We start from the raw sequence: 15,153 nt of genomic DNA, 5'->3' as shown, positions 1-15,153 counted from the left end.
CCACGCTTTGGTGTGGTCAGAGTTTGCGCAGGGTTCGCGTCCGAATGTGGCGCGCTCTGTGGCTCATTGGGTGGAACACTATCGCGTAGGACTCGCCGTGATCGGCGGTATCAGATTGCAGGATCTGGTGCCGGCGTTAGCGTGGTCCGGACGAAACACACTGTTGGGTGTCTGAAACAACACCATCGGGCCTTCGGGTTTGGTTGTTTCTGATGGCACTGATTCCCGAGACATCTGATGCGCCATACGTGGCCGGGGTGTGGGTGGGGTTGGTGTGTGTTGTTTGAGAACTGCACAGTGGACGCGAGCATCTTTAATTGTTTGTGAATGTAAGTGTGTAAGAGCACACGGTGGATGCCTTGGCACCAAGAGCCGATGAAGGACGTAGTAGGCTGCGATAAGCCTCGGGGAGCTGCCAAACGAGCTGTGATCCGAGGGTGTCCGAATGGGGAAACCCAGCACGCGTGATGGCGTGTTACCCGCATCTGAATACATAGGGTGTGTGGAGGGAACGCGGGGAAGTGAAACATCTCAGTACCCGCAGGAAGAGAAAACAACAGTGATTCCGTCAGTAGCGGCGAGCGAACGCGGATCAGGCTAAACCGCATGCGTGTGATACCCGGCAGGGGTTGCGTGTGTGGTGTTGTGGGGCATGATGTCCCGGTTCTGCCGGACCGGGCGCTGATTGATCGCGGGTTAGGGGAACGACTTGGAAGGGTCGGCCGGAGAGGGTGAGAGTCCCGTACCTGAAAACCTTGCGGCGGGGCGATTTGTGTTCCCAAGTAGCAGCGGGCCCGTGAAATCTGCTGTGAATCTGCCGGGACCACCCGGTAAGCCTAAATACTTCTTGGTGACCGATAGCGGATTAGTACCGTGAGGGAATGGTGAAAAGTACCCCGGGAGGGGAGTGAAATAGTACCTGAAACCGTGTGCTTACAATCCGTCAGAGGCTCATAAGCTGATGGCGTGCCTTTTGAAGAATGAGCCTGCGAGTTAGTGGTATGTCGCGAGGTTAACCCGTGTGGGGAAGCCGTAGCGAAAGCGAGTCCTAATAGGGCGTTTGAGTGGCATGCTCTAGACCCGAAGCGGAGTGATCTACCCATGGCCAGTGTGAAGCGACGGTAAGACGTCGTGGAGGCGCGAACCCACTTAGGTTGAAAACTGAGGGGATGAGTTGTGGGTAGGGGTGAAAGGCCAATCAAACTCCGTGATAGCTGGTTCTCCCCGAAATGCATTTAGGTGCAGCGTCGCATGTTTCACCTCGGAGGTAGAGCTACTGGATGGCCGATGGGCCCTACAAGGTTACTGACGTCAGCCAAACTCCGAATGCCGAGGTGTGAGAGTGCGGCAGTGAGACTGTGGGGGATAAGCTTCATAGTCGAGAGGGAAACAGCCCAGATCGCCGGCTAAGGCCCCTAAGCGTGTACTAAGTGGAAAAGGATGTGGGATCGCTGAGACAGCCAGGAGGTTGGCTTAGAAGCAGCCACCCTTGAAAGAGTGCGTAATAGCTCACTGGTCAAGTGGTCCTGCGCCGACAATTTAGCGGGGCTCAAGTACACCGCCGAAGCCGCGGCATTCATACAATAACCTCCTCCGGGCAGGTGTATGGATGGGTAGGGGAGCGTCGTGTGGCCATAGAAGCGCCGGAGTGATCCAGGTGTGGAGGCCACACGAGTGAGAATGCAGGCATGAGTAGCGAATGACGAGTGAGAAACTCGTCCGCCGAATGATCAAGGGTTCCTGGGTCAAGCTAATCTGCCCAGGGTGAGTCGGGACCTAAGGCGAGGCCGACAGGCGTAGTCGATGGACAACGGGTTGATATTCCCGTACCCGTGTGTGCGCGCCCATGGTGAATCAGTGATACTAACCGCCCTGAACGTCCTAGAGCATCCTTCGGGATGACGTGGACCGGATGCGCGGGACCTGAACTGGTAGTAGCCAAGCGATGGGGTGACGCAGGAAGGTAGCTGGGCCAGTCAGTGGTTGTACTGGTGTAAGAGTGTAGGCCGTGACATAGGCAAATCCGTGTCACATCAAGGCTGAGACTTGATGCATACCCGTTGTGGGGAATTCAGTGATCCTATGCTGCCGAGAAAAGCCTCTAGTGAGTTCATACACGGCCCGTACCCCAAACCGACACAGGTGATCAGGTAGAGAATACCAAGGCGATCGAGAGAACTGTGGTTAAGGAACTCGGCAAAATGCCCCCGTAACTTCGGGAGAAGGGGGACCACGCCCGGTGACGATCCTTGCGATCTGAGCTGGGGGTGGTCGCAGAGACCAGAGAGAAGCGACTGTTTACTAAAAACACAGGTCCGTGCGAAGACGTAAGTCGATGTATACGGACTGACGCCTGCCCGGTGCTGGAAGGTTAAGAGGACCGGTTAGCCGCAAGGCGAAGCTGAGAATTTAAGCCCCAGTAAACGGCGGTGGTAACTATAACCATCCTAAGGTAGCGAAATTCCTTGTCGGGTAAGTTCCGACCTGCACGAATGGCGTAACGACTTCTCTGCTGTCTCGACCACAGACTCGGCGAAATTGCACTACGAGTAAAGATGCTCGTTACGCGCGGCAGGACGAAAAGACCCCGGGACCTTTACTATAGCTTGGTATTGGCGTTCGATTCGGTTTGTGTAGGATAGGTGGGAGACTGTGAAGCATGCACGCCAGTGTGTGTGGAGTCGTTGTTGAAATACCACTCTGATCGTATTGGACGTCTAACCTCGGCCCATGATCTGGGTTAGGGACAGTGCCTGGTGGGTAGTTTAACTGGGGCGGTTGCCTCCTAAAGAGTAACGGAGGCGCCCAAAGGTTCCCTCAGCCTGGATGGCAATCAGGTGTTGAGTGCAAGTGCACAAGGGAGCTTGACTGTGAGACTGACACGTCGAGCAGGGACGAAAGTCGGGACTAGTGATCCGGCACCGGCAAGTGGAAGCGGTGTCGCTCAACGGATAAAAGGTACCCCGGGGATAACAGGCTGATCTTCCCCAAGAGTCCATATCGACGGGATGGTTTGGCACCTCGATGTCGGCTCGTCGCATCCTGGGGCTGGAGTAGGTCCCAAGGGTTGGGCTGTTCGCCCATTAAAGCGGCACGCGAGCTGGGTTTAGAACGTCGTGAGACAGTTCGGTCTCTATCCGCCGCGCGCGTAAGAAACTTGAGGAAGGCTGTCCCTAGTACGAGAGGACCGGGACGGACGAACCTCTGGTGTGCCAGTTGTTCCACCAGGAGCATCGCTGGTTAGCTACGTTCGGAAGGGATAACCGCTGAAAGCATCTAAGCGGGAAGCCTGTTCCAAGATGAGGTTTCTCACCACCTTCGCGTGGTTAAGGCCCCCCACAGACCATGGGGTTGATAGGCCGGAACTGGAAGCGCAGCAATGCGTGCAGGTGACCGGTACTAATCGGCCGAGGGCTTACACACAAACAGCCCCTAAAGAATCGCAACGCGTCCACTGTGCAGTATCTGAAACAACACACCCACGCAAAAACACGTGGGCCTTGTTTCACAGAGTTACGGCGGCCATAGCGGCAGGGAAACGCCCGGTCCCATTCCGAACCCGGAAGCTAAGCCTGCCAGCGCCGATGGTACTGCACTCGTGAGGGTGTGGGAGAGTAGGTCACCGCCGAACACAACTTAAAGACCAGCGGGAGGGACTAAATGTTCCTCCCGCTGGTCGCATTTGTGCCCTTCTACCCACTCCAGTGCCGGTCCGTCCGGTGCACGTAAGGTGAACGACGTGAACGAACCTCGGCCCGAGAACACCGACCGCTCGCCCCGACGCGGCGACCGCGACGTACCCCGCCGGGGAGATCGGGCTCCACAGGAGCGTCGTAGAGACAACAGCTCGTACGGCGAGCGCCGCGGAAAGCGCTACGACGGCTCGGAGACAGGCCGGTCGGACGGTGCGAAGCAGGCCGATCGACAGGATGCACGTCCGCGTTCCGCCGGCGACGGCACCGCACGTCGCGGTGCCGGCTCCGACGGCGGAGGCGGTCCGCGACGGGCCCCCGTCGGCGGTCGCGGCGGCGGAAACCGACGTGACAGCGGAGACCGACGCGGATCCGGCGCCCCGGGCGGGGCCCGGCGAGGTGGCCGGCCCGGCGACGACCGTAGATCGGAGGGGCGTCCCGGTCAGGAGGCACGCCGAGCGGCCAGGGCCGACGAGCCGCAGCTGCCCGATGACATCGAGGCAGGCGACCTCGACCCAGAGATCCGCCGCGACCTGCGCAGTCTGGACAAGTCCAACGCCGAGTCCGTCGCCAAGCACATGGTGGCGGCCATGTACCTGGTCGACGAGGATCCGCAGCTCGCGCTCGCCCACGGTCGCGCGGCCAAGAACAGGGCCGGGCGCATCGGTGTCGTCCGGGAGACTCTCGGCGTGCTGGCGTACCGCGCCGGCGAATGGTCGGAAGCGCTGAGCGAACTCCGGGCGGCCCGCCGGATCTCCGGCGGGCCGGGCCTGCTGGCGATGATGGCCGATTGCGAACGAGGCCTGGAGAGGCCCCAACGTGCCATCGAACTGGCCCGTGGGGAGGAATCGAGGATGCTCGAGGGGGACGAGCTCATCGAACTCCGCATCGTGGAGGCCGGTGCCCGGGTGGACATGGGCCAGTTGGACGCTGCCCTGGTGACCCTCCAGGACGCCGGCCTCGACAAGGACGCCCGCGGTGAGTCCGCGGCGCGTCTCGACTACGCCTACGCCGAGGTGCTGCTCGTCGCCGATCGCAAGAAGGAGGCGGCCGACTGGTTCGGTCACGCCGTCACCGCGGACCCCGAGCAGACCACCGACGCGGAGGCTCGTCTCGCGGAGCTCGAGGCGTAGGTCAGTTGAGCTCCCTTTCGCTGGCCGCACGGCACGACGCCCTACTCGTCGATCTCGACGGCACTCTCATCCGCGGTAGCCAGCCGATCCCGGGGGCCGCGGAGGCGCTCGCGAACGCGGGGCTCCCCGTGGTCTACGTGACGAACAACGCGAGCCGCTCGCCCGGGGACACCGCCGACCATCTTCGGTCGCTCGGCTTCTCCGCCGGTGCCGACGACGTCATGACCAGCGCGCAGGCCGCGGTGGTGATGGCTGCGGACCATGTCGATCCCGGTGCCAGGGTCCTGGTGGTGGGACACGACAGTTTCCGCGACCTCGCCCGGCAGGCCGGGTACGAGGTCGTCCTGTCCGCCGACGACGATCCGGAGGTCGTCCTGCAGGGACTGTCCCGGGAACTGACCTGGTCGGATCTGGCCGAGGGATGTCTGGCGATCCGTCGGGGTGTGCCCTGGGTCGCGTCCAACGTGGACGCCACGTTGCCCACCGAACGAGGCCTGCTCCCCGGGAACGGGTCCCTGGTCGCCGCCCTCCGTGCGGCGACCGATCGCGAGCCCCTGGTCGCGGGCAAACCGGCCGCCGGCGTGTTGACCGCCGCCGCGGATCTGGTCGGTTCCACCCGCCCGCTGGTTATCGGTGACCGCCTCGATACGGACATCCAGGGTGCGGTCGCCGCCGGGATGCCGTCGCTCATGGTGCTGACCGGCGTCCACGGCGTCGACGATCTCCTGGTCGCGGATCCCGACAGCCGGGCCACCTACCTGGCGGACGATCTCTCCGCACTGTCTGCCTCGGCGGAGGCCAGCCGGATCGACGCCGCAGTGGAGTTGGACGGAACGGTCGAGAACGGTGCCCTGCACCTGACCAGCGCGCCGGAGGCGCTCGATCGGCTCGATCTCGCCCGTGCGGTGGTCAGACTGGCGTGGCGTCACGAGTCGAAGGCATTCCGGGCGGCCGACGAGGGTCTGCGATCCCGGCTGGCGGGTGCGGGCCTCGGCGTCGGTTAGCGTGTAGACCGTGACGACCCCCGGACCACAGCCACGCCCCGGGCCCGCGGGCCCCGACACCGACGAACTCCGCTCGACGTTCGACGATCTGCTCGCCGATTCCGTCGGGGGCCAGGGCGCTGGACCGGACGGCTCATCTGTCCGGGACGACCAGGTGGCCGCCCTCGACGCCGCCCACGAGCTCCTCGCGCTGGCGCTGACGGCGCTGGACAGTCGGCGCTGATGGTCGCGAAGCGGATGCGGCTGGACGCCGAACTGGTTCGCCGCAAGATCTGTGACAGTCGGGAACGCGCCCGTGATCTCATCGATTCCGGGCGCGTGATCGTCAACGGGGTGGCAGCCACCAAGCCCGCGACCCAGGTCGAGCCGACCACATCGATCGCGCTCACCGCCTCCGATGAACCGGACTGGGCATCCCGCGGAGCCCACAAACTGGTCGGAGCCCTCGAGGCGTTCTCCGACGTGCCGGTCTCCGGAGCTCGGTGTCTCGACGCAGGCGCGTCGACCGGCGGGTTCACCGATGTCCTGCTCTCGCGTGGCGCCACCCGCGTCGAGGCGGTGGACGTGGGGTACGGACAGTTGGTGTGGCGCCTGCGCAGCGACGAGCGCGTGGGCGTGCACGACAAGACCAACGTCCGCTCCCTGACCCCGGACGACATCGGTGGCCCGGTGGACCTCGTGGTCTCCGACCTGTCGTTCATCTCGCTCGCACTCGTCCTGCCCGCGCTCGCAGCGTGCGTGCGCCCGGGAGGCGACCTGTTGCCGATGGTCAAGCCCCAGTTCGAGGTGGGCCGCGAGCGTGTCGGCCAGGGCGGTGTGGTGCGCGACCCGGCACTGCGGATCGAGGCGGTCACCGGTGTCGCCCGGGCTGCCGCGGCACTCGGACTGGAGCCGCTGGGATGCGTCGCCAGCCCGCTCCCCGGCCCGTCCGGGAACGTCGAGTACTTCCTCCACCTCCGTAAGGTCGGCGCGGGAGAGCGACTCGAGATGAGCGCCGAGGCGCAGCAGGCCATACGGACGGCAGTAGAGGAGGGCCCGCAATGAACGGCACGCCCGGACCGGTGCACTCGCGCAGGATCCTGCTCGTCCCCAACGTCGCCCGGCAGGACATCGTCGCCACCGTCGCCCAGGTGGTCGACGCGTGCGCGACCAGGGGCATCGCGGTGCGGATGGTGGAGGGCACCAGCGAGAGCGTCGCCACGGGGGCGGGCGTGGAGACGGTCCCTGACATCCCCGAGGCCGCCGAAGGGTGTGAACTCGTCCTGGTCCTCGGTGGTGACGGCACGTTCCTGCGCGCCTGCCAGTACGCCAACGCCGCGGACGTGCCGATCCTGGGGGTCAATCTCGGACACATCGGCTTCCTCGCCGAGTCGGAGGTCTCCTCGCTCAGTGGCGTCGTCGAGCAGATCGCGGCGAAGGACTACAGGGTGGTCGAACGGATGACGGTGGAGGCCACCGTCATCCACGGGGACACCGTCCTGGCCCGGGACTGGGCACTTAACGAAGTCAGCATCGAGAAGGTCTCCCGGCAGGGCGTCCTCGAGGCGTCCGTGGAGATCGACGGCCGACCGGTCAGTGACTACGGCTGTGACGGCATGTTGGTCTCCACGCCGACCGGGTCGACCGCCTACGCGTTCTCGGCCGGCGGGCCGATCGTCTGGCCCGAACTCGACGCCATCCTCGTGGTCCCCAACAACGCCCACGCGCTGTTCGCCCGTCCGATGGTCGTGGCACCCTCCTCCAGGGTCGCGGTGGAGACCGGGGTGCATTCCGGCCCGGCAGTGGTGGTGGTGGACGGACGACGCCTCGTCGACGTCCCGCCGGGCAGCCGGGTCGAGGTGGTGCGGGGCGCGCGCTCGGTCAAGTGGGTCCGACTGGACGACTCGCCGTTCACCGACAGACTGGTCACGAAGTTCGAACTGCCCGTCACCGGGTGGCGTGGGCGGTCCGCTGTCCGGCCCCTCACCTAGGGTGGGTGCGTGCTCACGGAACTTCGGATCAGCGGCCTCGGCGTCATCGACGAGGCCGTGGCCGATTTCTCGCCCGGGCTGTCGGTGCTCACCGGCGAGACCGGCGCGGGCAAGACGATGGTGGTCACGGGACTGAGGCTCCTGGCCGGAGGGCGCGCGGACCCCGGGCGTGTCCGGCGCGGTGCGGAGAAGGCACTCGTCGAAGGGCGCTTCGACCTGGCCGCGACGGCCACCATGGACGCAGCCGACCGACGCGACCTCGACGAGTTGCTCGAGGACACCGACGTCGAACTCGACGAGGACGGCAGTGTCATCGCCGCACGCCGGGTGGGTGCGGACGGCCGTTCGCGTGCCAGGCTCGGGGGGAGGTCTGTCCCCGCCGGGACCCTCGCCCGCTTCTGCGCGCCGGTGCTGGCCGTGCACGGGCAGAACGATCAGCTGCGTCTGCTCCGTCCGGACAGGCAGCGAGACGCCGTCGACGCCCACGGTGGGGACGAGGCGCGGGCGGCCCTCGACGCCTACCGCGACACCTATCGGCTGTGGCGGGACGCCGAGCGTTCACTGGCGGAGCGCACCGGTCGGGCTCGTGAGCTGGCCCGGGAAGCCGACCTGCTGCGGATGGGACTCGAGGAGATCGATGCCCTGGGGCCCGAGCCGGGGGAGGAGGCCGAACTCGACGCCCGCATCCGCCGACTCACCGATTCCGAGGAACTGCGAGAGGTCGCGGGTCAGGCCCACGACGTCCTCGCCGGTGACGGCGAGACCAGCGAGCCGGTGGTGGGCGTCCTCGACCAGTTGCGGCACCGTCTGGCCGCTGCCGGTGACCCGGCGCTCGACCCGATCGCCACCAGCATCGGCCAGGCCGTCGCGGCGCTCGGAGATGCCGCGACCGAGCTCGGCCTGTACCTGGCCGAGCTGCCGGTCGACGCGGCGGACCTCGACTCGGCATTGGAACGACGCCACGACCTCAGGGCGTTGACCCGGAAATACGGCACCGATGTCGACGACGTGCTCGCGTGGGCGGACAGGGCCCGTACGCGGCTCGGTGAGGTCGACACCTCCGACTCCGCCGTCGCCGAACTCCGTTCCACCGTGGAGCGCCTCGCCGCCGAACTCGACGAGCGCGGAGCCACACTGACGCGCATCCGACGCGCCGCCGGGGACGATCTCGCGGAGAGGGTGTCCGCCGAGCTGGCCGAGCTGTCGATGGGCGGGGCCCGGCTCGTGGTCCGGGTCACCCGATCAGGCGAAGGCCTCGACGGCGCCTCGGAGTCGGGTCTCGACGACGTCGAGCTGGCGCTCGACGGGCCGTCGGGCATCGTCCCGCTCGGCCGAGGCGCGTCGGGAGGCGAGCTGTCGAGGGTGATGCTCGCGCTCGAGGTGGTGTTGGCCGAGAGATCCGGGGGAGGGACCCTGGTGTTCGACGAGGTCGACGCGGGAGTGGGCGGCCGGGCGGCGTTGAGCATCGGTAAGCGGCTGGCCAGACTGGCCAGAACCCACCAGGTCATCGCGGTGACCCACCTCGCCCAGGTCGCGGCGTACGCCGACACGCACCTGGTCGTGCACAAGGACACCGGCGCCGGGGGATCGGACGGGGTCGTCTCCGGGGTCACGGCGGTCGCCGACTCCGATCGGGTGACCGAACTCGCCCGGATGCTCGCCGGTATGGAGGACACCGACACAGGTCTGGCACATGCGCGGGAGTTGCTGGAGAAGGCTCAACGGGAAAAGTCTCAAGCTCAAGTCGACCGTTAATCCGACACGCCGGGCAGACCTCCCTGGTCACGTGAATCACACGCGTGATACTCGGCGCATGAAGATGTCGGGTCTGCTCAGCCGCCGTTCCACTGACCTCGCCGGTGTCGTGGGCACCGTCCGCCAGATCGAGGTGGGGTCACAGGTCCCCAGGAAGCTCGGCGCCAAGGACGTCGCCGTGCTCGATCTCAACCGCGCGCCCGCCGACACCGCCCGCGCTCTCGTCGACGCCGGGGTGGCGGCAGTGGTACACGTGCCCCGTCAGGGGGAGGAGATGCTCCCCCGCGCGGCGTTCCGGATCCTCGCCGCGTCGACGATCCCGGTCATCGAGGACGCGGACCTGTCCGGGGTCGCCGACGGGACCCGGGTGCGGATCGACGACGGTGTCGTCTACTCGGTCAAGTCGGAGGACGAGATCACGAGCGGCCGCGAGGTGGACTCGGCCACGCTCCTCGCCGAGGTGGACACCGCGGAGAGCGGGTACGTCGAGTCGGCGCTGGCGCACCTGGCCAACGCCACCGAGTTCCTCAGCCTCGAGCACCCGCTGCTGCTGGACGGCGAGGGCCTCCCGTCGATCGACGTCGACTTCACCGACCGTCACGTCGTTGTGGTCACCGGTGACGCGGCCGCGCGCGGCCAGCTCGCCGAACTCAAGCCGTTCATCCGGGAGTACCGACCGCTGTTGGTCGGCGTGGGTGCCGGCGCGGAGTTCCTGCGCTCCGCTCGGCTGACGGCCGACGTCGTCGTCGCGACCCCCACGGACGTGTCCGACGACGTCCTCACCGACGGCGCCGTCCTGGTGGTGCCCGCCGACCGCGACGGGCGCGCCGAGGGCCTCGAGAAGATCACAGAGCTCGGACTGGGGGCCACGACATTCCCCGCCGCCGCGACCGCGAGGGACATGGCGCTGCTGCTGGCCTACCACGGGGGCGCCGAGATGATCGTGGTGACCGGCGACGACAGGGGGCTCGAGAACGCGTTCCGCGACTCGTCCGCACCCTCGTCCACGATGGTCGACACGACCGTCTCCTCCCGCCTGGTCCACGCCGATGCCTGCGCGACCCTGTACCGGTCGCGGGGCGCCGGGATCGGACTCGCCCTGGTCGTACTCGCCGCCCTGATCGCGGTGGCCGCGGTCGTGGTGGCCCGCGACGCCGCCGCGGACCTGCTCATCTGGGCCGTCGAAACCTGGAACTCCTTCGCGCTCTGGGTCCAGGGGCTCTTCCGTTGATCTCTCTGCGTCGCCACGTCCTGACGCTGGTGGCCGTGTTCCTCGCTCTCGCGGTGGGGGTCGTCCTCGGGTCGACGTCCGTGGCGACGTCCATCAGGGACGCGGTGGTCGAGCGTGAGGAGACGACGGCGGCGCGGCTCGAGGCGTCGCAGGAGGATCTGGCCGCGGAGCGGATCGCCGTCGACCGACTCGACTCGCTGGCGGGAGACCTCACCCCGGCCGTCGTGGACGGTCGGCTCGACGGGAGGCCGGTCCTGACGATCGTGGCACCCGGAGCCTCCGACGAGGACGTCTCCGCGGCGCGCGAGGTCATCGACGCCGCCGGCGGGATCGACGCCGGCCGCGTCACCCTGACGGACAAGGCCGTCGACCCGGAGGCGGACGCGGAACTCCAGGCTCTCGTCGCGAACCTGCCCATCGGCACCGCCCCGGCCGCTGATGCGGACCTCGGTACCCAGCTGGGCACGGCGCTCGGTCGCGCGGGGCTGCTGCGCGCCGAGGACGCGGAACCGCACCTCGAGGACGACGACCGGGAGACGGTCCTCACCACCCTCGCGGATGCGGGGATCATCGGCTACGAACCCGGGACCCTTCGGCCCGGACAGCTGGCGTTGGTCGTGACCGGGCCCCGGGACGAGGAATCGACAGGGGTCCGTGTCGCCGCCCTGGCCCGCACCCTCGACGGTGAGGGCGCCGGCGCGGTGGTCGCGGTGCGGACGGGCGACTCCGGGGGACGCGACGCGGTCAGCATCCTGCGGTCCTCGGCGGAGGAGGACGTCTCGACCATCGATGACGCCGGTACCGAGGCGGGACGTCTGGCGACGACGCTGGCGCTGGCGGAGCAGCTCGACGGTGGGCAGGGTCACTACGGGCTGAGGCCGGACGCGACCGCCGCGGCGCCGTCGCTCCCCCCGACGCCGGAGCGGTGATAGCCTGAAGCCCCGTGGGGTGCACCGGAGCCACACCAGCATTCATCCATTCCGGCGTATGGACACGGGAGTCCCCTTGGCACTGAACCGAACCGCATCGCGGTCCGAGACCAAGCACATCTTCGTCACCGGCGGCGTGGCGTCGTCGCTGGGCAAGGGGCTCACCGCCTCGAGTCTCGGGCAGTTGCTCACCGCCCGCGGCCTCCGTGTGACCATGCAGAAGCTGGACCCGTACATCAACGTGGACCCCGGCACGATGAACCCCTTCCAGCACGGCGAGGTGTTCGTCACGGAGGACGGCGCCGAGGCCGACCTGGATCTCGGCCACTACGAGCGGTTCCTCGACCGCGACCTGGACGCGAAGGCCAACGTCACCACCGGGCAGGTGTACTCCGCGGTCATCGCCAAGGAGCGCCGCGGCGAATACCTCGGTGACACCGTGCAGGTGATCCCGCACATCACCGACGCCATCAAGGACCGCATCATCGCGATGGGTGACCCCGACGACCAGGGGCGTCGCCCCGACGTGGTCATCACCGAGGTCGGCGGGACCGTGGGCGACATCGAGTCCCAGCCGTTCCTCGAGGCGTGCCGGCAGGTCCGCCACGAGGTGGGCCGGGAGAACATCTTCTTCCTGCACGTGTCGCTGGTCCCGTACCTCGCACCGTCGGGTGAGCTCAAGACCAAGCCCACGCAACACTCGGTGGCCGCGCTGCGCTCGATCGGCATCGTCCCCGACGGGTTGATCCTGCGGTCGGACCGGGACGTCACCGACGGGCTCAAGGCCAAGATCGCCCTGATGTGCGACGTGGACCTCGAGGGCGTCGTGTCGACCCCGGACGCCCCGAGCATCTACGACATCCCCAAGGTGCTGTTCAACGAACACCTCGACACGCACGTCATCCGGCGTCTCAACCTGCCGTTCCGGGACGTGGACTGGACCGTGTGGGGCGACCTGCTCCAGCGCGTCCACGAGCCGCGCGAGGAGGTCGAGATCGCCCTCGTGGGCAAGTACATCGACCTGCCCGACGCCTACCTCTCCGTCACCGAGGCACTGCGCGCCGGCGGCTTCGCGCACCACGCCCGGGTGAACATCCGGTGGGTCGAATCCGATGCCTGCACCACCGAGGCCGGCGCACGCGAGGCGCTCCGTGGTGTGGACGGCATGCTCATCCCCGGCGGGTTCGGTATCCGGGGGATCGAGGGCAAGCTCGGCGCCATCTCGTGGTCCCGCAAGAACCGCATCCCGCTGCTCGGGCTGTGCCTCGGTCTCCAGTGCTCGGTGATCGAGGCTGCCCGCTCGGTCGGGCTCGAGGGCGCCTCCTCCACCGAGTTCGACCCCGATGCCGAGCACCCGGTCATCTCGACCATGGCCGATCAGGTGGACGCGGTCGCCGGCAACGCCGACCTCGGCGGCACCATGCGTCTGGGCTCCTACCCGGCCACGCTCACCAACGGCTCGGTCGTGGCCGAGGCGTACGGGTCCACCGAGATCACCGAACGCCACCGCCACCGCTACGAGGTCAACAACGCCTACCGCGACAGGATCGCCGAGTCCGGCCTGCAGTTCTCGGGGACCTCCCCGGACGGGCACCTGGTCGAGTTCGTCGAGTACCCGCGCGAGCATCACCCGTTCTTCGTCGCCACCCAGGCTCACCCGGAGTACAAGTCGCGTCCGACCCGCCCCCACCCGTTGTTCGTCGCGTTCATCAAGGCCGCGCTGGACTACGAGAACGAGATGCGGCTGCCCGTCGAACCGTGGCGCTCCGGTCAGGGCGGGGGCTCCACTCCGGAGACGGTGGACGCGCCGGACGCCAAGACGTCCAGCGTCCGTGCCGACGAGGTGGACACCGAGACGGCCTCCGACCCCCGCGCGGACGGGAGCTGACCGGCGTGTCCGAGCGCGGTGCCCCCGGGACGCACGACTACCGCACCGTCGCGAGCCGTGAGATCTTCGACGGCCGCGTCGTGCGGCTGCGTGTGGACACCCTGACCATGCCGGGCGGGGGCACCGCCGACCGGGAGATCTGCGGGCACGACGACGCCGTCGCGGTGATCGCCCTCGACGACGACGACCGGATCACCCTCGTCCGGCAGTACCGGCACGCCGTGGGGGAGCGACTCTGGGAACTGCCCGCAGGGCTGTGCGACGTCGACGGCGAGGAGCCCTTGGCGACCGCGCGCCGTGAGCTCGCCGAGGAGACCGGTCTCGAGGCCGAGCACTGGCGCCCGGTGATCGAGATGATCCCGTCCCCGGGGTTCTGCACGGAGCGCGTCCACGTGTACCTGGCCACCGGACTCCGGCAGGTCGAGCGCCCGGAGGCGGAGCACGAGGAGGCGGACATGGAGGTCGCGCGCATGCCGTTCGCCGAGGCCGTCGACGCCGTGCTGGACGGCCGGATCGTCAACGGTATCGCCGTGGCCGGCATCCTCGCGGCCCACTCGGTGATCGACCGGTCCTGACGGGATCGGACCCCCGGTGACCTCGGAGGGCGGCGCCACCGTGCAGATCCGCGGGTATCTGGACCACCTCGCCGTCGAGAAGGGGGCCTCGGCCCACACCCTGGCCGCGTACCGCCGCGACCTGGAGAAGTACCACCGCTATCTCGCGGCTTCGGGCGTCGACGACCTGACGTCCGTGACCGAGGCGCACGTGGAGGAGTTCCGCACCCGGTTGGCCACCGCCGACCCGGACGAGGGACGGAAGGCCCTGGCCCCCAGCTCGATCGCGCGGACCATGGCGGCGGTCCGCGGTCTCCACCGGTTCGCCACCCGTGACGGGGTGACCGCCCTCGACGCGGCCGCCGCCGTCACCCCGCCCCGTCCGCCGCGGCGGCTCCCCAAGGCACTGCCGGTCGACCGGATGATCGCGGTGATCGAGGCGGCCGGCGCCACCGAGACGGACACCGACCCCGCACGCCTGCGCGATCGCGCGATGCTCGAGTTGCTCTACGCCTCCGGTGCCCGGGCCGCCGAACTCGTCGGGCTCGACGTCGACGACCTCGACGGTCTCGACCACCCGGACGGTGGAGCGGTGATCCTGCGGGGCAAGGGTGGTAAGGAGCGGATCGTCCCGGTCGGGCGTCCGGCGTGCGAGGCGGTGGGGGCCTATCTGGTGCGTGCCCGACCCGCGCTCGCCACCCGAGGGGGCCCGGCCCTGTTCCTCAACGCCCGCGGTGGGCGCGTCACCAGGCAGACCCTGTGGAACGTGGTGTCGGTCGCGGCACGACGCGCCGGTGTGCAGCAGGACGTCTCACCACACTCGTTCCGGCACTCGTTCGCCACCCATCTCCTCGACGGCGGGGCGGACATCCGTGTGGTCCAGGAGCTGCTGGGACACTCCTCGGTCACCACCACGCAGGTGTACACCCTCGTCACCGTCGACACGCTCCGAGAGGTCTGGGCCGAGTGTCACCCCCGGGCACGGTAACGTGACCGT

General features: G+C 67.7%; 11 protein-coding genes and 2 rRNA genes. All 13 read left to right on the top strand.

Features of this window, described 5'->3' with window-relative positions; all coding sequences use genetic code 11:
- Nucleotides 1–327: 327 nt before the first annotated feature.
- The 13 genes from CK206_RS03515 (at nucleotide 328) to CK206_RS03455 (ending at nucleotide 15,144) form a co-directional block, all read left to right on the top strand.
- Nucleotides 328–3,423 (top strand): 23S ribosomal RNA (locus tag CK206_RS03515).
- Nucleotides 3,424–3,514: 91 nt separating this feature from the next.
- Nucleotides 3,515–3,631 (top strand): 5S ribosomal RNA (rrf, locus tag CK206_RS03510).
- Nucleotides 3,632–3,739: 108 nt separating this feature from the next.
- A complete protein-coding gene (locus CK206_RS20080) occupies nucleotides 3,740–4,825 on the top strand; it encodes a hypothetical protein (protein WP_216824115.1) in 1,086 nt (361 codons plus the stop codon).
- A gap of 5 nt (nucleotides 4,826–4,830) precedes the next feature.
- Complete coding sequence (locus CK206_RS03500) at nucleotides 4,831–5,829, top strand: HAD-IIA family hydrolase (protein ID WP_096905558.1); 999 nt, start codon at nucleotides 4,831–4,833, stop codon at nucleotides 5,827–5,829.
- A gap of 10 nt (nucleotides 5,830–5,839) precedes the next feature.
- Nucleotides 5,840–6,052, top strand: coding sequence for a hypothetical protein (locus CK206_RS03495; RefSeq protein WP_067715725.1), 213 nt, complete (start codon nucleotides 5,840–5,842; stop codon nucleotides 6,050–6,052).
- Nucleotides 6,052–6,873 (top strand): TlyA family RNA methyltransferase, encoded by an 822-nt coding sequence (locus CK206_RS03490; protein WP_067715729.1) that lies wholly within the window; start codon nucleotides 6,052–6,054, stop codon nucleotides 6,871–6,873. The genes CK206_RS03495 and CK206_RS03490 overlap by 1 nt, the downstream gene beginning before the upstream one ends.
- On the top strand, nucleotides 6,870–7,799 hold the full coding sequence (locus CK206_RS03485; protein ID WP_096905557.1) for an NAD kinase: 930 nt from the start codon (nucleotides 6,870–6,872) through the stop codon (nucleotides 7,797–7,799). The genes CK206_RS03490 and CK206_RS03485 overlap by 4 nt, the downstream gene beginning before the upstream one ends.
- Nucleotides 7,800–7,808: 9 nt before the next feature.
- Complete coding sequence (recN, locus tag CK206_RS03480; RefSeq protein ID WP_096905556.1) at nucleotides 7,809–9,554, top strand: DNA repair protein RecN; 1,746 nt, start codon at nucleotides 7,809–7,811, stop codon at nucleotides 9,552–9,554.
- Nucleotides 9,555–9,612: 58 nt separating this feature from the next.
- A complete protein-coding gene (gene steA / locus CK206_RS03475; protein WP_096905555.1) occupies nucleotides 9,613–10,785 on the top strand; it encodes a putative cytokinetic ring protein SteA in 1,173 nt (390 codons plus the stop codon).
- Nucleotides 10,782–11,714, top strand: a complete 933-nt coding sequence (locus CK206_RS03470; protein ID WP_254050465.1) for a copper transporter — start codon at nucleotides 10,782–10,784, stop codon at nucleotides 11,712–11,714. Before steA ends, CK206_RS03470 begins: the two co-directional genes overlap by 4 nt.
- Before the next feature lie 58 nt (nucleotides 11,715–11,772).
- Entirely contained in the window at nucleotides 11,773–13,602 is a 1,830-nt protein-coding gene (locus tag CK206_RS03465) for a CTP synthase (protein ID WP_096905554.1), read from the top strand.
- A gap of 5 nt (nucleotides 13,603–13,607) precedes the next feature.
- Complete coding sequence (locus tag CK206_RS03460; RefSeq protein ID WP_067715746.1) at nucleotides 13,608–14,177, top strand: NUDIX hydrolase; 570 nt, start codon at nucleotides 13,608–13,610, stop codon at nucleotides 14,175–14,177.
- Nucleotides 14,178–14,193: 16 nt separating this feature from the next.
- Nucleotides 14,194–15,144, top strand: coding sequence for a site-specific tyrosine recombinase XerD (locus CK206_RS03455; RefSeq protein WP_082923875.1), 951 nt, complete (start codon nucleotides 14,194–14,196; stop codon nucleotides 15,142–15,144).
- Nucleotides 15,145–15,153 lie beyond the last annotated feature (9 nt).

Origin of the sequence: Dietzia sp. WMMA184, assembly GCF_002441635.1 — a bacterium.
GTDB lineage: Bacteria > Actinomycetota > Actinomycetes > Mycobacteriales > Mycobacteriaceae > Dietzia > Dietzia kunjamensis.
This window is presented reverse-complemented; position numbering and strand designations above follow the sequence as displayed.

What these genes read in the sequence shown, in the direction of transcription:
- CK206_RS03485 (WP_096905557.1), top strand. Translation starts at nt 6,870, where the DNA reads ATGAACGGCACGCCCGGACCGGTGCACTCGCGCAGGATCCTGCTCGTC.
- CK206_RS03465 (WP_096905554.1), top strand. Translation starts at nt 11,773, where the DNA reads ATGGACACGGGAGTCCCCTTGGCACTGAACCGAACCGCATCGCGGTCC.
- steA (WP_096905555.1), top strand. Translation starts at nt 9,613, where the DNA reads ATGAAGATGTCGGGTCTGCTCAGCCGCCGTTCCACTGACCTCGCCGGT.
- CK206_RS03490 (WP_067715729.1), top strand. Translation starts at nt 6,052, where the DNA reads ATGGTCGCGAAGCGGATGCGGCTGGACGCCGAACTGGTTCGCCGCAAG.